The organism is Aquabacterium sp. G14, assembly GCF_037482285.1.
Classification (GTDB): domain Bacteria; phylum Pseudomonadota; class Gammaproteobacteria; order Burkholderiales; family Burkholderiaceae_C; genus Aquabacterium.
The window spans coordinates 14,997-36,981 of record NZ_JBBEYB010000022.1 but is presented as its reverse complement, the minus strand read 5'-3'; the positions used below and the strand labels follow the sequence as shown (position 1 = coordinate 36,981).

Genomic DNA, 21,985 nt, shown 5'->3' with positions numbered 1-21,985 from the left:
GGCGAACGTGACCGACGATTCCGGCCCATCGTGACCGGTTGCACCGTGTGAGGTGTTGCGCGTTCAAATTGTAGGGGTGTCGGTCACGATGGGTCTGAGTCGGGCTCCTTTTTCGTGGGTTTGGGCTTTTGTCGCAGGGACTCACCGGTCAGAGTGAATCGGTGGTTTCGCTGCATCAGGCGATCAAGGATCGCGTCGGCAATCGTGGCGTCACCGACCCAGGCATGCCAGTGTTCAATGGGCAGCTGACTGGTGATGATGGTGGCCTTGCTGGCAGCTCGGTCGTCGATGATCTCCAGCAAGTCAGCGCGGGCCTGGTTGTCCAGCCCAGCCATGCCCCAGTCGTCCAGCAACAGGACATCGGTCTTGGCCAACTGGATGAGCCACTTGCCAAAGGTGCCATTGCCGTGACGGATGCGCAGCTCTTCGCTCAGACGTGGCACACGTTGGTAGAAGGCAGAGCGACCGCGGCGACAGGCGTGCTGGGCCAGCGCACAAGCCAGCCAGGATTTGCCAGCTCCGGTGGGGCCGGTGATCAGCACGCTGTGGCCGCTGTCGATCCAATCACCCAAGGCCAGGCTCATGACAGCCTTGCGATCCAGGCCGCGTCCAGCTCGTGTATCGATGTCCTCAATGGCGGCTTGGGGGTACTTCAGCTTGGCCTCTTTGAGCAGGCGTGCACGCCGCTTGTCGTGGCGCCAATGGAGCTCGCGCTCGACGATCAGAGCCATGCGTTCTTCAAAGCTGACAGCGCTCATGCCGGCCTGCGTCAGTTGCTCATCAAGGGCTGTGAGCATGCCCATCAGCCTGAGTTCACGCAGCTGGTTCAAAGTCGTGTTCATCATCATGGTGCAATCCTGTCTGTTCACTGGTAGTAACCGGGGCCACGAACGTGGGCATGGTGCGGGCTGGTCCAGTCGGTGGCGGTCGTGGCGGGCACCTGATCCCGGCCGTTTGCCAGAATGTCGCTGACGTGCCTGTACTTGACGGTGCCGAGCTCCAGGGCGATGAGGCAAGCGGCTTCCAGTCGGGGCTTGCCGTACTTCTTGGCCAGTGACAGCAGCCCCAGGCAGGCGCGGTAGCCATGCTCGGGATGGCGTCGCTCCTCCAGCAGACGCTGGACGGTGCTGGCACAGGCCACACCAATGGTGCCGCCCCAGTGAATCAGGCGTTCAGGGGTCCACTCCCGATGCGCGCGGTGCGCTGCCGACATGTGCTCCGCCACGGTGGTGAAGCCCCCCTTGTGGAGACAGCGCAGATGAGCGGCAACACGCTGACCACGGTGGACGATCTCCACGCCGCGCGTGGTGATGCGTGCCTCCAGGACCAGCCCGACCAAGGACTGCGGCACGCTGTAGCGATGCCCCTCGATCTCGACGTGGTGATCAATGTGCACGCGCACGGTCTTGTAGGTGGCGAATTCCCAGGGCTGCAGAGGCAAGGCTTGCAGTGCTGGCGCATCCAACTCTGCAAACGTGCTGACTCGGCTGCCAGGCAACCTCTGGAATGCCTTGTTGTTGAGTTGTTCCAGCAGCGGCGCGATGGCCTCGTTGACATCGTCCACGCTCGCAAAGCGTTGGTGGCGCAGTCGCATCAGGATCCAACGCTCGACAACTTGCACGGCAGACTCGACCTTGGCCTTGTCCTGCGGGTGATAGGGCCGCGCCGGTAGCATCGAGGTGCCGTAGTGGCGAGCGAAGTCCTCCACCGTCTCGTTGGCGCGAGGCTCATAGCGGTTGGGGTTGGCAATGAGGGCTTTGGGGTTGTCCGGCACGATGAGCTGGGGCACCCCACCGATGAATGTCAGGGCGCGGGCGCAGCCATCAAGCCAGTCGGCCATGGTCTCGCGCGGTGTGGCACACGCAAAGGTGTAGCTCGAAGCGCCCAGAGCGGCCACGAAGATGTGGGCACGGCTGCCGTCCACCAACTCGATCGTGGGACCTGCAAAGTCGATGAACAGCTTCTCGCCTGCGCGGTGGGTCTGGCGCATCGAGCGTTTGAGTGTCTTGGCGTAGCGGCGGTAGTTCTCGCAGAACTGCGAGTAGGAGTGCGTATGACCGTCCAGGTGCTGCTGGGTGTGCTCCTCCCACAGCAGCATGAGCGTCATGCCCTTGCGGCGCAGTTCTTTGTGAATCTGGGCGTAGTCGGGGTGCACGAAGTGCTGCGGCCGTGGCGGCGGTGCCAGCAGGCGATGCTGCAAAGCGGTCTCGTCCAGGGGCTGGATGGAGTGCCAATCCAGACCTGCGACCGAGGCCAAACCGACGTACTTGGTAACCACGCCTTTGGAGATGCCCAGGGCGGCGGCGATACGCTCGTGCGAGAGCCGAGCATCGAGTTTGAGACGCAGAACGTCCTTGATCTTGCGCATGTGAATCCTTGGTGCAGGCATGCCGGCTCCAGCAAAAAACTGGGCAGGCTAACTGCATTGGGTGAGACAACTTGCGCAACACCATCACGGTGGCATACGACGCCATGCTGGCATCGTGACCGGTGATTCCGGCATCGTGACCGAGATTCCGGTCAGGTGCAAAAATCGGTCACGTTCGACCAGAATGGCCGGTCACGATGAACCAGAATCGGCGGTCACGATCCGCCGGAATCAACGGTCACGTTGGACCGGAATACGCAGGTGAATTGAATGATGGTGTGGGCGATGGCCTCATAGGATTGACTGTATTTTTCATCGGTCCCCAGCCCCATCAAGACGGCCATGTCTTCGAATCCAAGCGCACGCCCATCGCTACGACGGTCAAATCGTCGCATCACAAACAACTTGCGGTCATTCGACAGAAAGCACTCCGGTACCGGGATGCCGGCACCAGCCACGGCACTCATGCAAACATACTCGTTGATGGCAAGGCCCGGAAACTCGCTCAAGCCCGATTTGACGATCAACTCTCTTGTTGAAAACGATGCTTTTTGATCAACGGGTAACTGCTCGGGCACCAGCACCTTGGGCTGAACGCCACTCAATGCGGCGCGCTTGAAATACTTTTGAAAAAGATGCTCGAACAAGCCTTCCGCGCCGGCATGGCTCAAGAGTGCGCTCAGGTTTTCCCCGGCAGGGTCATGGTGCTCATCAACCTGAGCGTGCGCCGCGTCCACGAACACCCGTCCGATGGCGGCATCTCCCGCCATGGTGGCCAACAGCAGCATCGGGTCCATGGACGCGCTTTTCGCAAATGCGTGCCTCAGGCGCTCAAGCAGATAGCCCTCCGGCAAATTCATCTGGAAAATGGGATGCAGGGCACTGGCGTAGTAAGGCTGCGGGCGCACCGGCATCGTGAGAGAGACTGCGCGGCCCGGCAGCGCCCTTGGATGGTATGACTCCGCAGCGCAATTGAACACGTAGCCATCCACGGAGCGTGACAGCGTGCCCGCAGGGCCGTCGGGGGTTCGAATCGAGAGATGAGCGCTCATGGTGCTGAACCTTTGCGGATGGCGTTGAGCTTTTGCAACTCATCCAAGGTGGGTCGCCTGGATGCTTGCAGTGACAACGTCTGCCCCAATGCACCCGCCACGTCCGCGTAGTAGTGGACGGCCACTTGCGGTTTGCCAGCCTCGACCTGGATCACCTTCAAGCGAGGGATGTTGAGCAGGCGAGCGAGCCCCTCTTGCGTATGCCCCCGCGCTTTGCGCGCCTCACGCAACAGGCCACCGAGATGTTGAAGTTGGGTCTCTGTCAGCATAATTAAGTATCTTATACGATTCTTTACGTCATGAATGTAATGTTTGCGATACCTCCTGAAGCGTGAATATGGTTTTCATTAAACGGCAATGCGAAAGCAGCCACAGGGCCATCGCACGATCCTTTGGGCGCGCCCGGCGGCCGTAGCGGTAAGCTCCGCGCATGCCCAGCTACCCCCGCCCCCTCACCTCCCGCCTGCCCCAGGTCGGCACCACCATCTTTTCGGTGATGTCGGCCCTGGCGCAGCAGCACGGTGCGCTCAACCTGTCGCAAGGCTTCCCGGACTTTGACGCGCCCGCCGAGTTGCTGAGCCTGCTCGACCAGCACGCCCGCGCCGGCCACAACCAGTACGCGCCCATGACGGGTGTACCGGTGCTGCGCGAGGCCATTGCGGCCAAGGTGAGCACGCTGTACGGTGCCCAGTACGACGTCGATGCCGAAATCACCGTCACCGCCGGCGCCACGCAGGCGATCTTCACGGCGGTCGCCGCGCTGGTCCATCCGGGCGACGAGGTCATCGTGTTCACCCCGGTGTACGACAGCTACGCGCCTTCCGTGGAACTGCAAGGCGGCAAGGTCGTGTACGCCCACCTGACCCTGCCCGACTACCGCCCCGACTGGGACGAGGTGGCCCGCCTGATCACGCCGCGCACGCGCATGATCATCCTCAACTCGCCGCACAACCCCACCGGCACGGTGTGGACCGCCGAGGACATGGCCCGGCTCGAAGCGTTGGTGAAAGACACCGACATCGTTCTGCTCAGCGATGAGGTCTACGAGCACATGGTGTTCGACCAGGCCCGCCACGAAAGCGTGCTGCGCTACCCCGGACTGGCCGAGCGCAGCCTGGTGGTTTCCAGCTTCGGCAAGACCTATCACATCACCGGCTGGAAGGTGGCCTACTGCCTGGCCCCGCGCGAGCTGATGGCCGAGTTCCGCAAGGCGCACCAGTTCATCGTGTTCACTGTGCACGCCCCCTCGCAGTACGCCCTGGCTGACTTCATGAAGCGCCCTGGCTGGTACGAGCAGCTCAAGGCTCTGTACCAAGGCAAGCGCGACATTTTCCGGCAGGCGCTGGCAGGCTCACGCTTTGAGTTGCTGCCTTGTCAGGGCACCTACTTCCAGTGCGTCAAATATGGTGCCATCAGCGACGACGGCGACCGTGCCTTTGTCGAGCGCCTCACGCGCGAGCATGGCGTCGCTGCCATCCCCGTGTCTGCCTTCTACCCTGATGGCGCCGACCACGGCGTCATCCGCTTCTGCTTTGCCAAGTCAGCCGCCACGCTGGAGCAGGCGCTGGAGCGGCTGATCAAACTGTGACCTACTCGGAGAAGACATCATGAACTTGTTGGTTGGGCATCGTGCATGGGCCGTGTCGTGCCTGGTGCTGGGTTTGGGTTGTGCGTGGGCGCAGGGCGGCACATCCGCCGACAGCCGCGTGCCCATGGTGGACGTGCACACGCACTTCCAGTCCGGTGGGCGCAACCAGAACTTCTCGGCGGCCTTGCAGACGGCGCTCAGCAAGATGGACGAGCTGGGTATCCGCCAGACCGTGCTGATGCCGCCACCCCTGGTGGGCGAAACGCCCAACTATTACGACATCGAACACCTGCGCTTTGCTGCCGACAAGCACCCGGGACGCGTGGCCATCATGGGCGGCAGTTCGCTCAACGTGATGATCCACAACACCCCGGCAGCCGAGGTGACCGATGCGGTCAAGGCGCGCTTCAAGGCACGCTTCGACGCCATCGTGGCGCAAGGGGCCGTGGGCATTGGTGAGATGGGTATCCACCACGTTTCCATCCCGGCCATGGGCAGCCAGCACGCCTACGAGTCGGTGCCCGCCGATCACCCCCTGTACCTCTTGCTGGCCGATCTGGCGGCCGAGCGTGGTCTGCCCATCGACCTGCACATGGACCTGGTGCCCGAGGCCATGCCCTTGCCGGCTGCCCTGCGACCCAACCCGCTCAACCCCGACACCCTGGCCGAGAACGCCGAGGCCTTCAAGCGCCTGCTCACGCACAACCCCCAGGCCCGTTTTGTCTGGTCGCATGTGGGGTTCGAGCCCCTGCTCACCCGCCATCCCCAGCGCGTGAAGCAGTGGCTGCAAACCTATCCCAATCTGTTCATGAGCTTTCGTGTCAACAAGGGGCACCCCAGTCCCGCATCGGCCATGACGCCCGAAGGCGCGCTCAAGCCTGCGTGGCTGGAGCTGATCCAGGCCTTTCCCGACCGCTTCATGATTGGCAGCGATGCCTTCTATGACGTGGGTGGGGTGGCGCGGGGCAGTGGCGATCCCGGCCAGGACACCGGCTTGCGTTGGCTGCGCGCCCTGGTGGACGCGCTGCCGCCCGAGGTGGCCCGTGCGGTGGGCCATGCCAACGCCGAGCGGGTGTACCGCTTGCGCTGAGAGCGGGGCTGGTGCGGGTCAACGGGTGAGGGGCGGCGGCGGACGCACCACATTGCCCAGACGGCGACAAACTTCACACCTTGTCGCGGGTTAACCCTTGGCAATTGAGCTCCGGCACAGAAGAATGCGAGGCTTTGCTTCCTCCTCTGCGCAAACCTGCCATGCCTATGTTTCGTCACCTGTTATGGACCGCGCTCAGCGTGGCAGCCCTCGCGACCCTGCCTGCGCAGGGTGCCAATCTGACGGCAGCGCGTGCCCAGGCGCGCGCCTCGGTGCCCGGCTTTCTGTCAACCTGGAAGGCCCAGCCCGCGGGCCTGGGGGGTTATCGCGTGTTGGTGCAGGTGCGCGCGGGCGGGAAGGTGGAGAGCATCTGGTTGGACGACTTCAAGGCGACGGGGGCAGCTTTCTCCGCAGTCTTGCAGTCCACGCCGCGTGGCCTTCCGGGTTTGAGCAGCGGTCAGACGGTCACCTTCACGGAAGCCGACATCGTTGACTGGAGCTACGAGGACCAGGCCGTGGGCAAACTGCGCGGCAATCATCTGCAATGCGCCGAGTTGCGCGACCTGCCGCAGGCTGAGTACGAAGAGCAGGTTGACTATCTGGGTTTGATCTGCGGCGATTGACGGCTCTGTGCCGGCCGCTTCAGCGCTGGAACAGTCGGGCCGCATGCAGGCCCAGGCCGGTCGCCACCGAGGCCATGCGGTCGCCGCGGGCGGCCCGAGCGCCGGGGAAGGCGGCTTCCAGCTGATCGGTCAGCAGCTTCAAGCCGGTGGAGCCGCCGGTGAAGTACAGCGCACTGATGTCGCTGGCCGGGATGCCTGCTTGGGCCACGGTTTCGTGCGCACAGGCCACGATGCGGCCCAGGTCGTCGTGCAAGGCGATTTCGGCTTGCGCGCCGCTCAGTGGGCTGTGCAGGCCCGCCTCGATCAGGTTCAGGTCGATGTCGGTGTCGCCGCCCTCGGCCACCGCGATCTTGGCGGCTTCGGCACGCCCCACCAAAGCGTGCCCCAGGCGCTCACGCACCACCTTCATCAGGCGCTGGTGGTGCACGGGGTTGCCGTAAAAATCGACCATGCTGCGCAACTCGGCCATGCGCTGAGGCTGGTACACCGTGTTGATCAGATGCCAGGTCGTCAGGTCAAAGTACACGCGGCTGGGTACCGGCCGCGGCGGCTGCCCACCGATGCTGGGCCCGAAAGCGCCATAGCCCAGCGGCGGCATCACGCTGGCCAGTGACACGCGACGGTCGAAGTCCGTGCCGGCGATGTGCACACCGTGGTTGGCCAGGATGTCGTCGCGACGCTCCAGCCGGCTCGCCCGCTGCGGCCCCACGCGCACCACCGAGAAGTCCGAGGTGCCGCCGCCGATGTCGGCCACCAGCACCAACTCTTCCTTTTGTGCGTGCTGCTCGTAATCGAACGCCGCCGCAATCGGCTCGAACTGAAACGCCACATCGGTGAAGCCCACGGCCCGCGCGGCGGCTTCCAGCGAAGCCTGTGCCGCTGCGTCGCGCTCGGCATCGTCGTCCACAAAGAACACCGGGCGGCCCATCACCACCTGGGTGAGCGGCTGGCCGCCGGCCTTTTCGGCCAGGCTGCGCAGGTGGCGCAGGTAGCCCGTGATGATGTCGAGGTACTTCACACCCAGGCCGTTGCCCACCTCGGTGGTCTGGTCCACCAGGGCCGTGCCCAGGATGCTCTTCATCGAGCGCATCAGGCGGCCTTCATACCCCTCGATGTAAGCCTGCACGGCGGCACGCCCGAAGGTGCGCGGCAGGCTGTCGTCAAAGTGGGTGCCGCGCCAGGTGCCAGGCGGCAGGTCATCGGCGTCGGTGCAATAGAACACCGCCGTCGGCATGGTCAGGTGTTCACCTTCCAGCGGCACCAGGCGCATCCCCGGCCCCTCGGTCGGCGCGCGCGGGATGGCGATGGCCGAGTTGGAGGTGCCGAAGTCGATGGCGCAGTAAGACATGGTGCAGGCCCGAGCGGGCAAAGAAACATAGCGAGGCGGGCGATTGTAGGCGCCCTCGCCCAGCGCGCGTGCCGCAGCGTGGAAACGACCCAGTGCGTAACGCTTGATTGCAATTTCCCCCCGCAGGCGGGGGCGGGGTGGTTCAGCCCCCCTCGGACAATGTCCGGATACGACAAATTGCAGGTGAGTGATCCATGAGTTTCCCGTCCCTCGGTGAGGTGGGCGCGCGCACTGGCGCGTCCCTGCAGTCGCTGGCGTCGGCCGCGGCCGCCACGGCATCGGCCCAGACGGCTGAGCTGAGCGCGTCCTTGACCTCGCGTCTGCAGGCCGCGCTCACCCTGGGCCAATCCACCCGCTTGCTCCAGATCGAAACCGCCTTGCCCTCGGCCTCGCTCGTGGTCGAGCGCTGCCGCATCACCGAGGCCGTGCACGCCGCCGAGCCGCTGTGGGCCGAGGTCGATTGCGTCAGCACCCACGCGCTGCTGGAGCTCAAGGCCCTCAATGGCGAGCAGGTCACCCTGAGCCTGATGCGGGCCGATGGCAGTTGGCGTGCTTGGCACGGCTACGTGGTCAAGGCCGCACAGCTGGGCGCCGACGGCGGCCTGGCCCGCTACCGCCTCACCCTGGCGGCGTGGACGCACTGGCTCACGCTGCGTCGCGACACCCGTATCTTTCAGGATCAGACCGCCGCCGACATCGTCAGCAGCGTGCTGTCGGCCTACCCGCAGGCGAACTTCAAGCTCGATGTGGCCGCGCCCGGCCCGGTGCGGGCGCTCACCACCCAGTATCGCGAGACCGACTGGGCCTTCGTGCAGCGCCTGATGGCCGAAGAAGGCTGGAGCTGGCGCCTGTCGCACAGTGGGGCGCCTAAGGGGGCCGTGGCCGGTGCCCGCGCCGCCCGTCACACCCTGGTGGTGTTCGACACCCAGGCTGAAGTGCCCGACCTGGGCCCGCTGCGCTTCAGCCGCCCCGACATGCGCGGCGCCGGGGTGCTGGGCACGGGCCTGCTCGATACCGCCCTGGCGCAAGACACCGTGACCGCCTGGCAGGTGGGTCAGCAGCTCACGCCCAACGCCGTGACCCTGGCCGCCTGGGATGAACGCCAACTGGCCGGTGTGGCCGCCGATGCGCGCAGCATGGCCAACCACGGTGAGGTGCCCGTGCTGGAAGACTACCGGGGCCACGGCGAGCGTCGCCATGCCGATGGCCGTGTGGAAACCGCCCAGCCTGGCAGCCGCAGCGTGGCCGAGGCGCGTGCCGAAACTCGCCTGGCCGCCCATACCCTGAAGCACCGCTTTGCCGAAGGCCGCAGTGCCGTGCGCGCGTTGCAAGAAGGGGCGCACTTCGCGCTGACCGAGCACAGTCTCTACGGCCCCGATGCGCTGGCATTGGGCGCTAACCGTTTTGTGGTGCTGCGTGTGACCCACGAGGCCGCCAACAACCTGGGCACCCAAGCCGCCCAGATCCTGCTTGCCACCGACATCGAGCAGGGCAGCTACCGCAACCATTTCCAGGCGGCGCCGGCCACCGCGCGCCTGGTCCCTCCGCCTGTTGACCGCCCCACGGCCCCGGGCCTGCAGACCGCCACCGTGGTGGCCGCCGAAGGCGAGCCGCTGACCACCGACCGCGACGGCCGCATCCGCATCCAGTTTGGCTGGCAGCGTGGGACTACGCCCTTGCCCGGCGGATTGAGCGTGCCGACCACGCCCACCGGCGCCGAAACCGGCCATGCACCGGGCAGCGCGCGCAGTGGCACCTGGGTGCGCGTGGCGCAAAGCGTGGCCGGCCCCAACTGGGGCGCGGTGTTCACGCCGCGTGTCGGCACCGAGGTGCTGGTGGACTTTGTGGACGGCGACATCGACCGCCCCATCGTGGTCGGCCAGTTGCACAACGGCCAGCACGACCTGCCTTGGCCGGCGGGCGTGGATGCAGCCGCCAACCACCCCGGCACCGTCTCAGGCTGGCACAGCCCGCACCTGGACGGCCAAGGCGCCAACCAATGGTTGATTGACGACGCCACCGGCCAGCTGCGCATGCGCCTGGCCAGCCACAGCGCCGCCACCGGCTGGAACGAGCTGAGCCTGGGCCACCTGATCCAGCACAGTGGCCACGGCGGCCAGGGACACGCCCACCGTGGCGCTTGGCTGGGATCAGGCTTTTATGGCACCACCGACGGTTGGGCCGTGGTGCGTGCCGCCCAAGGCCTGTTACTGACCACCAGCAGCCGACCAGCCCAGGGTGCCAGCGTGGCCAGCACCCAGATGGACGCCGCCGAAGCCGCGGCGCAACTGAAGGCCGCCCGCCAACTGGGCGAAGCCCTGAGCCAGAGCGCCCGCCAGCAAGGCGCCCACGGCCTGAGTAGCCACGATAGCGCGCAAGCCTGGCAGCACCACACCGAGCAGATGGACCCGCAGGCGCAAGGCCGCTACGAGGGAAGCGTAGGTGGACAGGAGGCCAAGAAGGCCCAGGGCCGTACCCTCACCGATCCGGTCGAACGCTTTGCCCAGCCACTGCTGCATCTGGACACCCCGGTGAGCGCCAGCTTCGTCACGCCCACTAGCATCCACCTGTTCAGCGGCCAGGACACCAGCGTGAGTGCCCAAGGGGATCTGCACAGCACCAGCGCACACAGCTTCAGCGCCGTCAGCGGGCAGACCACCAGCCTGTACACCCACGCTGGCGGCATCAAGGCGATCACGGCCAATGCGGGCCTGAGCCTGCGCGCCCACACCGATGCCCAGCAGATCTGGAGCGAGAAGGACCTGACTGTGCAAAGCACCACGGATGAGATCCGCATTCAGGCGAGCAAGAGCATCACGCTGACCGCGGGGCAAAGCCAGATCGTCATCGAGGGCGGCAACATCACCTTCACCTGCCCGGGGACATGGACGGTAAAGGGGGCGAGTCATGAGTGGTCAGGGGGCGGGAGCCATGCTGTGAGCTTGCCCAAGCTACCGGATGCCAGAGCGAAGCTCTACCAAGAGCAATTTGTGGCCCGAAATGCCATTGACGGCACCGCCGTCCCAGGCATGCCATATCGGATTGAAATGCCGGATGGAGATGTCCTGACTGGCATCACCGATGAACGGGGGCTCACTCAGGTGGTGGCTACAACTGAGCCGCAATCTGTTCGCCTGTTCTGGTGTGCCGATCCAACTGATTTCATTGTCGAGGACGTTGAGTCCGATGAAGTGTGCTGAATGAGTGCCATCACCAAACCCGCAGCCTCAAGCCAGACCAAATCAGCAAACCAGGGCGGCTTGACAGCTGTGAGCGTCAAGCCGCCCAGGAAAGTCACCTACATATTCAAGGCGACGACCTCCGCCAATCTATCCATACCGTACGTCATCGCCGTCGATGGGAAAGTCCTTGCTGCATATGCGAACAGAGCTGCCCGGGTGGCCGGCAACGGCGGTCGATTCACCGTCACGGTTCAGCAAGGTCAAAAGGTGAATCTGTACCTCAACAGCGATGCTCACCCTGACTTCCGTAGGCAACCCGTGTATGCCGTCACGCCTGGTGATAGAGATGTACTGGTGAGAATTACCGAGAAGACGGGTAAGCACAAAGATGCAGACACTCCTGTCCTGCTCGCGAGCGCTGGTGACGCAAATAAGGAGGACGTATACGCAGCGCCCTTGACCGGCGATATTTGGATGAAGGTGTCTCATAAGTACACGGTGGACGAGGTGGAAATTCGTCTGCCCAGTGGGACATCCAGTTCGGTCAAGGATGCCGTCAAAAGCATCTACGCAGGATTGAGCGCTTCGACTTTGAAAATCAGCGCGCCAGCAAAGGCTGATCGTCCCGACCGCTCTCTGACTGTCACGTTCACGGACTCCAACAACCCAAAAGAAAATATTTCCGCTTACACACTTTTGGCAGATGGTCTGCCAAGAGTACATCCGGGCGGCTATGCGGCCTTGTTCACGGCAGCACTGGAGTGCAACACACCCTCCATCACTGTTTCATCATGCTGGCGACCCATGTTGGGGAGCATTGCCCACCGCGCGGGTTTGGGTTTGGATGTGGCCGTCATAGGCAGCACAGTCATGAATCGGCAGGAGTTGCGGCGATCGCTCAAAAGCTCTGCGTCTGGCCCAAAGGGAAACGGGAATGATCAGGACAACGTTACCGATACCGAGGTGAAAGCTTTCGGTGAGTACGAGCAGGCCATTGCCCAAGCGAAGAAGGCCGATGCGGAGCGAGACGCCGCTGATGCGAGTTTGAAGAGCGCCAAGAAAAGTGGTGATGCTCAGCGCATCATGGAGGCGCAAAAGCGTGCCGCGGAAGCAGAGACGAACGCCAAGCTCGCTGCAGATTTACGGGCGAAAAAGCGTACAGCGTGGGACAAGGAGCGAGATGCAGGCGAGCCCCTTCAGGCCAAGCTGTTCCGTGCCTCGTTGTTGGAGTGCAGTTGTGTTCGCCAGCTTTTTGACCCTTGGTTCATGGATGAAAACACCAAAGACAACAAGCAGTCTGCACCCAATATGCATGCAACAAGCAACGAGACACTGCATGCTCATCATCTGCACATCACGGTTGATGACCCCAAGATTCTCTGATTCATGAACAACCTCAACATCACATCACGCCTTGCCAACATGCTGGTGGCTTTGACGATGCTGCTCTCAGCGTGTGCTTGCGCGCAGACGCCACCCGACGCTTCGAGGGGTGTCTCTCCACTTCACACCTCATGGGTCGAGCGGCCGTGGGAGTTGCGGTATGTTCTCTATGTGGACGGAAATTGGGGGCTGTCGAAGGCTGTGGCCACGAGACTTCAAGATGAAGAGGGCCCTGTTGAGAAGCACAGACGTTGGCAAACCATTCTCGACCGAACGTACTTTTTACCTTCCAGGGATAAGTGGGCCAGTCGGGATGAAGGCCTTTCCGTCATAGTCATTGAGTTTGACAAAGACGGAACTGTTTCCAGTCCTCACTTGCATGAGACCTCACTTCGTGGCCGTCTAGATCGGTTGATGCGTGTGTCGATGGCTGTGGGCTCACCAGAGCAAGTGCAGTTTGAATTAGGTGAATGGTTTCTGGGCTTCGGTGATGCAAGTACGCATTGGGCGCCAGCATTGTGTAACTCTGGCGACATGCCGTCGCCGTTTTCCAAGACCGACACTGGGTACCTATATGGGCCAGCCTTCCTGATTGGTCCCGCACGCAGAACGTTTGGCTGTCGCGAGTGGGCCTATCAAATGGGAGATCCTGAGCGGCCTTATATCGATGTCACCAGTTACATTCCTAAAAAGTTGGATCCAGATGGATCAGGCGCATACATCAGAGACAGCGTAGGCTGGGCGCGGTTCAGTGATCCAACGAAGCCCATCATCGGCAAACACGACAACGACTGGTACTGCCTGCATGAGTGTCCGGACGGGGGCGAGCCAGGATTAATTCCGAATATCAATGATTGGGCAAGAAAGCAAGGTTGGCCAGTCCCAAAGCGACCCACACGAGTCCCAGTTTTTCCTGATCCGCCTGCGAAGACTGGTGTGTATCCGAGATGATCCATTTGGATTGGCCAGTTGGTATCTGAGCAGAGTTGCCTCACTCAAGATCGATCATTGACAACCCGTCGGGGAGGACAAGCTCAGCGTGGCGATGACAACGCACAGGGCTTGTGGCAATCAGTCGTACCCCGGCACGCCTCCTGCTTCATCTCGTTGCACCTCGCCGGCACGTCCCCTACGATGGACGCCGGCCCCCGCAACCCGATGAGCCCCTCATGAGCCCCCTTCACGTCATCACCCACCCCCTGGTTCAGCACAAGCTCACGCTGATGCGTCAAAAGGACGCGAGCACCAACAGTTTCCGCCGCCTGCTCGATGAGTTGAGCACCTTGATGGCCTACGAGGTCACGCGCGACATGCCGCTGCAGGATGTCCAGATCGAGACACCGCTGGAGACGATGACGGGCCAGATGATCGACGGCAAGAAGCTGGTGCTGGTGTCGATCTTGCGCGCGGGAGATGGCTTCCTCGACGGCATGCTGCGCGTGGTGCCCGGCGCCCGCGTGGGCCACATCGGCCTGTACCGCGACCCGGCCACGCTGCAGCCGGTCGAGTACTACTTCAAGATGCCGTCGGAGATGAGCGAGCGCGATGTCGTCGTGGTGGACCCGATGCTGGCTACCGGCAATTCAGCGGCTGCGGCGGTGGCACGCATCAAGCAGCTGAACCCGAAGTCGATCAAGTTCGTCTGCCTGCTGGCGGCGCCCGAGGGCGTGGCCGTGATGCAGGCGGCGCACCCGGATGTGGACATCTACACCGCAGCGGTGGACCGCTGCCTCAACGACCACGGCTACATCCTGCCTGGTTTGGGCGATGCGGGCGACCGCATTTTCGGCACCAAGTAAACCGCACGCCCCAAAGGAAAAGGCTGCGTCCCCGCGAAGGGCGCAGCCTCATGGTGGGTGGCCGGGTTATCGACGGCGCGTCGCTTCACCGCGCACGCCGGTCACCGGCCAGTGGGGCTCACAGGCCCAGCTTCTGCGCCACGTAGTCGGCGTCCTTGTCGCCGCGGCCCGAGAGGTTGATCAGGATGTGCTGGTCCTTGGGCAGCGTGGGGGCCACGCGCATGGCCCAGGCCACGGCGTGGGCGCTTTCCAGCGCGGGGATGATGCCTTCCACGCGAGACAGCGTCATGAAGGCGTTCAGGCACTCTTCGTCGGTGGCGGTCTGGTAGTCCACGCGGCCGATGTCCTTGAGGTAGCTGTGCTGCGGGCCGACGCCGGGGTAGTCCAGGCCCGAGGCGATGGAGTGCACGGCCGAGGGTGTGCCGTCTTCGTTTTCCAGCACGTAGCAGGCCATGCCGTGGATCTCGCCGGGCTTGCCCTTGCTCAGCGTGGCGGAGTGGCGGCCGGGCTTGTCCAGGCCTTCGCCCGAGGGCTCGACGCCGACCAGGTGCACGCCCTCGTCGCCCAGGAAGGCGGTGAAGATGCCCATGGCATTGGAGCCCCCGCCCACGCAGGCGGCCACGTGATCGGGCAGGCGGCCATGCTTGGCCAGGAACTGTTCGCGCGCTTCCTTGCCGATGATGGACTGGAAGTCACGCACCATTTTCGGGAAGGGGTGCGGGCCCACGACCGAGCCGATGGCGTAGATGAAGTTCGTCGGGTCCTTCAGGTATTCCTCGAAGGCGCTGTCCACGGCTTCTTTCAGGGTGGCGGCGCCGCGGGTGACGGGCACCAGCTTGCAACCCAGGATCTTCATCTTGGTGACGTTGGGGTGCTCTTTCTCGATGTCGACCTGACCCATGTGGATCTCACAGGGGATGCCGACCAGGGCGCAGGCGGTGGCCAGGGCCACGCCGTGCTGGCCGGCGCCGGTTTCGGCGATCACCTTGGATTTGCCCATGAACTTGGCCAGCAGGGCCTCGCCCAGGCAGTGGTTGATCTTGTGGGCGCCGGTGTGGTTGAGGTCTTCGCGCTTGAGGTGGATCTGCGCGCCGCCCAGTTGCTCGGACAGGCGGCGGGCGTGGAAGATGGGGCTGGGGCGGCCCACGTAGTCAGCGAACAGCGAGGCCAGCTCTTCCTGGAAGTCGGCGCGCTGGCGGATTTCTTCGTAGGCGACGTTGATGTCGTCCATGGCCTGCTTCAGGTGCGGGGGCACCAGCTGGCCACCGTAGGGACCGAAGTAGCCTTCGGCGTTGGGCATGGGGGCGAAGGAGGTGGGCGTGCTCATGGGTGACAGGGCCTGATCAGGCGGTAAGGTGGTTCAATGTCGGCCCAGCGAGTGCGGTGACCCGCAGGCCAAAGGCGTGAGGATAGCGCGGCACGGTGTTGAGATCGCTTGATGACTGTCAGCTTTGCTCGGGTTCCGTGCCGCCGTTTCGCCCTCCGTTACGCCGCCCCGTTCAGCGCCCTCGGAATGCGGATGGGCTCATGCCCGCCCAGCGCTGGAACGCATGGATGAAGGCGGCCGATTCGGCGTAACCCAGCTGCTGGGCGATGGCCTCCACCGGCAGGGTGGTGTGGTGCAGCAGGTGCTGGGCCTTGGTGTAGCGAGCTTGGGCCAGCAGGTCGCGAAAGCTCTGGCCTTCTTCACTCAGCGCACGGCGCAGGCTGCGCTCGGACAGGCCCAGGGCGCGGGCCACCTCTTCGGCACCGGGGTAGCTGCCGCTGAACAGGCCCAGGTGGGTGAGCACGCGTTCGGCCAGGGTCTCGGTGCTGGTGGCCTGGGCCACGAGCTGTTGGTCGCACATGGCCCGGTACATGGCATGGGCGTTGGGGTCGGCCGAGGGCAGGCGCAGTTGCAGGTGTTCGTTGCGCAGCCAGAAGCGCGCCTCGGTCTCGCCAAAGCGCACGGGGCAGCTGAAGTAGGCCTCGTAGTCCGGGGCCTCGGGCGGGCGCGGGTAGGGCATGTCGATGCGCTCGGCGTGGATGTCCACGCCCATGGTGACCTGCATGTCGCGCACCAGCTTGTAGGTGCCCGAGACCTCACCATCGACCCGGAAGCGGAAGGCGCGCGGGGTCATGGGCATGGGCTTCAGAACCAAGGCGCTGAGCTTGTCGCCAGGCTCGAAGCGCAGGGTGCCGAACAGGTAGGTCAGGTCCTGATAGCGGATGCCGACCTGGAAGGCCTCGTAGGCGGTGGCGCAGGTCATCAGCAGCATGATGAGCGGGCCGTAGCCAGCCAGGCCGTAGAAGCCCCCGAGCCGCAAGCCCACCAGCGGGTCTTGGATGGTGTCGGCGAGGTCGGCGTAGATGCGCATCTCGCGCGAGCGCTCGATGCGGGTGCTGGGGTCGAGTTGGGCCAGGCTCAGGCCGTGGCGGGCGAGCACGGGCTCGGGATCCTCGCCCATCTGCTTGAGGCCCTGCACCATGTAGATCAGGCCGAGGATGGATCGCGTGCTCATCAGACTGTCAATTCAGGGGGGAGGGTTGACCCGTAAATGGCCGCTTGGAGGCCCGGTTTTGGCCGAAACGATCAATTATTGGTCGAATCTAGCATGGTCCAGATCAAGTCTGGCTCGCACCATGGCAGCACTTTCCCTGTTTCGATTTCTGTTCACAGACTCCACCGAGGTGCCGCATGACCGACTCGATCACCCCCACCCAGAACGTTCACCAGGTTGAGGTGGCCATCGCGGGCGCCGGCTTCGGTGGCCTGTGCATGGCCATCAAGCTGCAAGAGGCGGGCATCACCGATTTCGTGATCCTGGAAAAGGGCGACGAGGTGGGCGGCACTTGGCGCGACAACCAGTACCCCGGTGCGGCCTGCGATGTGCAGTCGCACATGTACTCGTACTCGTTTGCGACCAGCCCGAAGTGGACCAAGCGCTATGCGCCCTGGAGCGAGATCCAGCAGTACATCCTCGACGTGACCGAGCAATACCGTCTGCGCCCCAAGGTGCGCTTCCACCAGGAGGTGACGAGCGCGGTGTTCAACGAGGGTACGGGCCGCTGGACGGTCAAGACGGCCGGCGGCGACACCTACATTTGCCGTCACTGGATCCTGGCGTCGGGGCCGCTGCACGTGCCGTCCATCCCGAAGATCAAGGGGCTGGACCAGTTCCAGGGCAAGGTGATGCACTCGGCGCAGTGGGACCACGGCTACGACCTGCGCGACAAGCGCGTGGCATCGATCGGCACGGGCGGCTCGGCGATCCAGTACGTGCCCGAGATCGCGCCCAAGGTGAAGCAGTTGCACGTGTTCCAGCGCACGGCAGCGTGGGTGATCCCGCGTGACGAGCGTTCGTACTCGGCCTTCAGCAAGAAGATGTTCGCCACCTTGCCCTTCACGCGCACGCTGCACCGCTGGCGCTGCTACTGGACCAACGAGTCGCGCGTGTGGCCCATCTTCCACCCCTCTCTGGCCAAGGTGGGCGAGTTCTTCCTCAAGAAGTTCATCAGCTGGCAGGTGAAGGACCCCGAGCTGGTCAAAAAGCTCACGCCCGACTACACCCTGGGCTGCAAGCGCATCCTGATCTCCAACAAGTGGTTCCCCACCTTCAACCGGCCGAACGTCGAGCTGGTCACAGATGACATCCGCGAGTTCACCGCCACCGGCATCGTCACGAAGGACGGCAAGGCGCGCCCGCTGGACTGCGTGATCCTGGGCACGGGCTTCATCGTGGACCCGCGCATCTACATGAAGAACTTCGAGCTGCGTGGCCTCAACGGCCACACCATCCAGGAAGACTGGAAGGTGAGCCCCACCGCCTATCTGGGCATCACGGCGGCCAACTACCCGAACATGTACCAGTTGGTGGGGCCGCACACGGGTCTGGGCCACAACTCCATCATCTTCATGATCGAGGCGCAGGCCGACTACATCGTCAACTGCGTGAAGCTGCTGCAGGCCAAGGGCAATGGCTACCTGGACGTCAAGGAAGAGGCGCAGAACCGCTTCCTGGGCGAGATGACGCAGGCGCTCAAGGGCACCGTGTGGGACTCGGGCTGCAAGAGCTGGTACCAGACGGCCGAGGGCATCAACTTCGCTATCTGGCCCAAGTCGACCTGGCGTTACTGGCTGGCGACCCGCAAGGTCAATGAGGCGGACTACCGCTTTGTGAAGTGTGTGGGGATGCCCGATACCGGTGCCTCCCACCTGCCTGGCGGGCAGGCAGTGGCGTCGCCGCTGGCACGCTGAGCGCACCCGGGCCAGACGTCCAATTCGTAACGGTGCGTGTCAAATTTTGTGAGGTGGCAGGCTTCACCAGGGGGCGAGATTCCGCACAATAGACTGTATGGAGTCGCCCATGGAAAACAACACGGTTCAGTCTACCCCGCATGCTTGCCCGCCACCCCGCATGGACGGGTTGGTGCTGCGCACCCCTGCGGCCGTGTGGGATGCGATCCGCGGTGATCACCCCATGGCGCCCCGTCACCGTCTGGGCGAAACCTTGGTCGTGCATGGGCTCAGCGAGCCGGCTGACATTGAGCGCGCACTGACGCTGCAGCACCAGGGGCAGCCTCGTCCTTTGGGGCAGATTCTGCTCAACGAAGGCATGGTCGTGGAAGACGACCTCAAGATCGCGCTGGCTGCGATGGCGGGCATGCCGGTCGTGGACTGCATGGCGGTCCCCCCTCAGGATGACGCGTTGATGCTGGTGCCGCAAACCACGGCCGAACGGGCTCGTGTCCTGCCTTTGCTGCGTGAGGGCAGCAGCCTGGTGGTCGCGATGGAGGACCCCTGGCACCGCGCCACGCTCGATGAATTGCGCTTCCTGAGCAACCTGCACATCGAGCCGGTGATGGCCTTGCCGGGCACCTTGGCCCAGGCTCAGGCCAACGCCTACGAGGCGGCGCAGCAGCGCGTGCGCGGATTGCATGCGCGCACCGATGTGCACGAGCTGGCCGCCGAGCTGGCCGTGGAACTGGGGCCGAACCACGATGATTCGGTCAAGGAGGTCATCACCGAGTCCAGCAGCACCCTGGTGCGCCTGGTCAACACGATGATCGAAGACGCCATCAAGCGCAACGCGTCCGACATCCACATCGAGGCCAGCTCGCCGCACAGCAAGGTGCTGATCCGCTTTCGGGTGGATGGGGCCTTGTCGGTGTACCTGGAGCTGCCTTCGGAGTACCGCTCGGCCCTGGTCGCACGCCTGAAGATCATGTCCGACCTGGACATCTCCGAGCGTCGCAAGCCGCAGGACGGCAAGATCGACTTCTCACGCTTTGGCGATGCCAAGGTCGAATTGCGCATCGTGACCGTGCCCACCACGCACGGGGTTGAAGATGTCGTGCTGCGTTTGCTCAGCGGCGCCAAACCTTTGCCCATCGAACAGATCGGCCTGAGCCAGAGCAACCTGGAGGCATTGCGCAAGATCATTGCCAAGCCTTACGGCCTGGTGCTGGTGTGCGGCCCCACCGGTTGCGGCAAAACCACCTCCTTGCACTCCGTGCTGCGTGAGCTCAATCAGGGAGATCGCAAGATCTGGACGGCCGAGGACCCCATTGAAATCTCGCAGCAGGGGCTGTGTCAGGTGCAGGTCAATGCGCGCATCGGCTGGACCTTTGCGGCGGCCATGCGCACCTTCTTGCGGGCCGACCCCGATGTCATCATGATCGGCGAAATGCGGGACTCCGAAACGGCCAACATCGCCATCGAGGCTTCGCTCACGGGCCATCTGGTGTTTTCGACCCTGCACACCAACTCCGCGGCGGAGAGCATTGCGCGTTTGCTGGAGATCGGGCTCGACCCCTTCAACTTCTCTGATTCGCTGCTGGCGGTGCTGGCGCAGCGGCTGGTGCGCCGGGTGTGTCCGTCGTGCGGCGTCACCGCCGAGGCGACCCAGACCGAGCTGGATGTGATGCTCTACGAGTACCTGCACAGCGCACGCGACGTGAGCGAGAGCAGTCGCGCGACCCTGCTGGCCAGTTGGCGCCAGCAGTATGGCGATGCCCAGGGACGCATCCACCTGCGCCATCGCGGCCCCGGCTGCCCGGCCTGCAACCAGCGTGGCTACAAAGGCCGCATGGGCATCCACGAACTCCTGGTGTCCGACGATGCCATCCGGGTGCACATTCGCCAGCGCAGCTCGGCGTTGGAGATCTTGCAGACCAGCTTGAAGGGCGGCATGCGCACCTTGCGCCAAGACGGCATCGACAAGGTGTTGCAGGGCCACACGGACGTCAAGGAAGTGCTGGCTGCCAGCAACAACTGAGATGGCATCCCTGTCACCCGTGCTCGCATGAAACGCTGGCCGCGCTCCGATGCCGCACGCATGCTGCGCTATGCCCTGAAGTGGCTGGTGCTGGGTATCGGGGTGGCCTTGCTGGCCGGCACGGCTTCGGCCTGGTTTCTGCTGGCACTGGCCTGGGCCACCGAAACGCGCGAGGCGCACCGCTGGTTGCTGGCCTTGTTGCCCTTGGCCGGATTCGCGGTGGGCTGGGTGTACCTGCATTTGGGCCAGCCGGTGGAGGCGGGCAACAACCTGTTGATCGACGAGGTGCACGACCCGCGCCAGGTGGTGCCGGTGCGCATGGCGCCGCTGATTTTTTTGAGCACGGTGGTGTCGCACCTGTTTGGCGCCTCGGTGGGGCGCGAGGGCACGGCCGTTCAGATGGGCGGGGCGCTGGCCGACCAGTTCACGCATGTGTTTCGCCTGCGCGCGGACGACCGGCGCATTTTGCTGATGGCGGGCATCAGCGCGGGCTTTGCCTCGGTGTTTGGCACGCCGCTGGCGGGCGCGGTGTTCGGGCTCGAAGTGCTGGCGATTGGGCGCCTGCGCCATGAGGCGCTGTGGCCGTGTGTGGTGGCCGGGGTGGTGGCCGACCAGGTCTGCACGCTGTGGGGTGTGCACCATGGGGTGTACAGCGCCGGGTTGCTGCCAGCGCTGTCGGTCGGGACGCTGGGCGCAGCCATCGTGGTCGGTCTGTTGTGTGGGCTGGTGGGCATGGCGTTCGCCCGCAGCACGCATGGCCTGTCGGCCTTCATGAAGCAGCGGGTGGCGTATGCGCCCTTGCGACCCTTGCTGGGCGGCATCGTGCTGGCCGGCGTGATCTGGTCCACCGATGCGTGGCGCTATGCGGGCCTGAGCCTGCCGGGGCTGGCCCAGGCTTTCTCCGAGCCGCTGCCGTGGTGGGACTTTGCCCTCAAAGGCCTGTTCACCAGTTTCTCCTTGGGCGTCGGTTTCAAGGGCGGGGAGGTGACGCCGCTGTTCTACATGGGCGCCACCTTGGGCAACGCGCTGGCGCCGCTGTTGCAGCAACCCTTCCCATGGCTGGCCGCACTCGGCTTTGTGGCGGTGTTTGCGGGCGCCGCGAACACCCCGCTGGCCTGCACCCTGATGGCCATGGAAGTCTTTGGTGTGGGCATCGGAACCCACGCGGCGTTGGCATGCGCGATGGCCTATCTGGCGTCCGGACACGCGGGCATCTACAAAGCGCAACGCGTGGAGGGATCGAAGTACCGTTGGCGACGCTGAAGCAGGCCTCTTGGGCCGCTGGCCCCAGGCAA

17 protein-coding genes are annotated in these 21,985 nt (G+C 64.2%); 10 read left to right on the top strand and 7 right to left on the bottom strand.

The genetic code is table 11. The features are described from left to right. Positions 1–83 precede the first annotated feature (83 nt). The 4 genes from istB to WIT60_RS15995 form a co-directional block, all read right to left on the bottom strand. Positions 84–848, bottom strand: coding sequence for an IS21-like element helper ATPase IstB (gene istB, locus WIT60_RS16010; RefSeq protein WP_339582728.1), 765 nt, complete (start codon positions 846–848; stop codon positions 84–86). A 17-nt stretch (positions 849–865) separates the two neighbouring features. After that, positions 866–2,389 carry an IS21 family transposase gene (gene istA, locus WIT60_RS16005; protein WP_339582727.1) on the bottom strand — a complete coding sequence of 508 codons (1,524 nt, stop codon included), beginning with the start codon at positions 2,387–2,389 and terminating at the stop codon, positions 866–868. A 194-nt stretch (positions 2,390–2,583) separates the two neighbouring features. Continuing rightward, positions 2,584–3,420, bottom strand: a complete 837-nt coding sequence (locus WIT60_RS16000) for a type II toxin-antitoxin system HipA family toxin (protein WP_339584859.1) — start codon at positions 3,418–3,420, stop codon at positions 2,584–2,586. Then, a complete protein-coding gene (locus WIT60_RS15995) occupies positions 3,417–3,689 on the bottom strand; it encodes a helix-turn-helix transcriptional regulator (protein WP_300159996.1) in 273 nt (90 codons plus the stop codon). The genes WIT60_RS16000 and WIT60_RS15995 overlap by 4 nt, the downstream gene beginning before the upstream one ends. 161 nt (positions 3,690–3,850) lie before the next feature. Between WIT60_RS15995 and WIT60_RS15990 the strand changes: the two genes are divergently transcribed. From WIT60_RS15990 to WIT60_RS15980, 3 genes are all read left to right on the top strand, one after another. Next, positions 3,851–5,008 (top strand): pyridoxal phosphate-dependent aminotransferase, encoded by a 1,158-nt coding sequence (locus WIT60_RS15990; RefSeq protein WP_339584858.1) that lies wholly within the window; start codon positions 3,851–3,853, stop codon positions 5,006–5,008. Positions 5,009–5,027: 19 nt separating this feature from the next. After that, positions 5,028–6,098, top strand: coding sequence for an amidohydrolase family protein (locus WIT60_RS15985; protein WP_339584857.1), 1,071 nt, complete (start codon positions 5,028–5,030; stop codon positions 6,096–6,098). A 161-nt stretch (positions 6,099–6,259) separates the two neighbouring features. Further along, the gene (locus WIT60_RS15980; protein WP_339584856.1) at positions 6,260–6,721 is read left to right on the top strand and encodes a DUF2314 domain-containing protein; all 462 of its coding nucleotides are present in this window, start codon (positions 6,260–6,262) and stop codon (positions 6,719–6,721) included. 19 nt (positions 6,722–6,740) lie between these two features. Here WIT60_RS15980 and WIT60_RS15975 read toward each other — a convergent pair whose 3' ends face one another. Next, complete coding sequence (locus tag WIT60_RS15975; RefSeq protein WP_339584855.1) at positions 6,741–8,069, bottom strand: Hsp70 family protein; 1,329 nt, start codon at positions 8,067–8,069, stop codon at positions 6,741–6,743. A gap of 194 nt (positions 8,070–8,263) precedes the next feature. On the opposite strand from WIT60_RS15975, the gene WIT60_RS15970 reads away from it, so the two are divergent. The 4 genes from WIT60_RS15970 (at position 8,264) to upp (ending at position 14,433) form a co-directional block, all read left to right on the top strand. Continuing rightward, complete coding sequence (locus WIT60_RS15970) at positions 8,264–11,269, top strand: type VI secretion system Vgr family protein (RefSeq protein ID WP_339584854.1); 3,006 nt, start codon at positions 8,264–8,266, stop codon at positions 11,267–11,269. Further along, positions 11,270–12,634 (top strand): hypothetical protein, encoded by a 1,365-nt coding sequence (locus tag WIT60_RS15965; RefSeq protein WP_339584853.1) that lies wholly within the window; start codon positions 11,270–11,272, stop codon positions 12,632–12,634. It begins immediately after the preceding gene. Between the two features lie 3 nt (positions 12,635–12,637). Beyond that, a complete protein-coding gene (locus WIT60_RS15960) occupies positions 12,638–13,585 on the top strand; it encodes a hypothetical protein (RefSeq protein WP_339584852.1) in 948 nt (315 codons plus the stop codon). Between the two features lie 218 nt (positions 13,586–13,803). Beyond that, complete coding sequence (gene upp, locus WIT60_RS15955; protein ID WP_339584851.1) at positions 13,804–14,433, top strand: uracil phosphoribosyltransferase; 630 nt, start codon at positions 13,804–13,806, stop codon at positions 14,431–14,433. A 118-nt stretch (positions 14,434–14,551) separates the two neighbouring features. Here upp and trpB read toward each other — a convergent pair whose 3' ends face one another. Next, the gene (gene trpB, locus WIT60_RS15950; RefSeq protein ID WP_339584850.1) at positions 14,552–15,760 is read right to left on the bottom strand and encodes a tryptophan synthase subunit beta; all 1,209 of its coding nucleotides are present in this window, start codon (positions 15,758–15,760) and stop codon (positions 14,552–14,554) included. 172 nt (positions 15,761–15,932) lie between these two features. Continuing rightward, on the bottom strand, positions 15,933–16,934 hold the full coding sequence (locus WIT60_RS15945; RefSeq protein WP_339584849.1) for an AraC family transcriptional regulator: 1,002 nt from the start codon (positions 16,932–16,934) through the stop codon (positions 15,933–15,935). A 176-nt stretch (positions 16,935–17,110) separates the two neighbouring features. On the opposite strand from WIT60_RS15945, the gene WIT60_RS15940 reads away from it, so the two are divergent. The 3 genes from WIT60_RS15940 to WIT60_RS15930 all read left to right on the top strand — a co-directional run bounded on the left by WIT60_RS15940 (position 17,111) and on the right by WIT60_RS15930 (position 21,953). Next, on the top strand, positions 17,111–18,670 hold the full coding sequence (locus WIT60_RS15940) for a flavin-containing monooxygenase (RefSeq protein ID WP_339584848.1): 1,560 nt from the start codon (positions 17,111–17,113) through the stop codon (positions 18,668–18,670). A gap of 109 nt (positions 18,671–18,779) precedes the next feature. Beyond that, positions 18,780–20,690, top strand: a complete 1,911-nt coding sequence (locus WIT60_RS15935) for a GspE/PulE family protein (RefSeq protein WP_339584847.1) — start codon at positions 18,780–18,782, stop codon at positions 20,688–20,690. Between the two features lie 27 nt (positions 20,691–20,717). Then, positions 20,718–21,953 (top strand): voltage-gated chloride channel family protein, encoded by a 1,236-nt coding sequence (locus tag WIT60_RS15930; RefSeq protein WP_339584846.1) that lies wholly within the window; start codon positions 20,718–20,720, stop codon positions 21,951–21,953. Positions 21,954–21,985 lie beyond the last annotated feature (32 nt).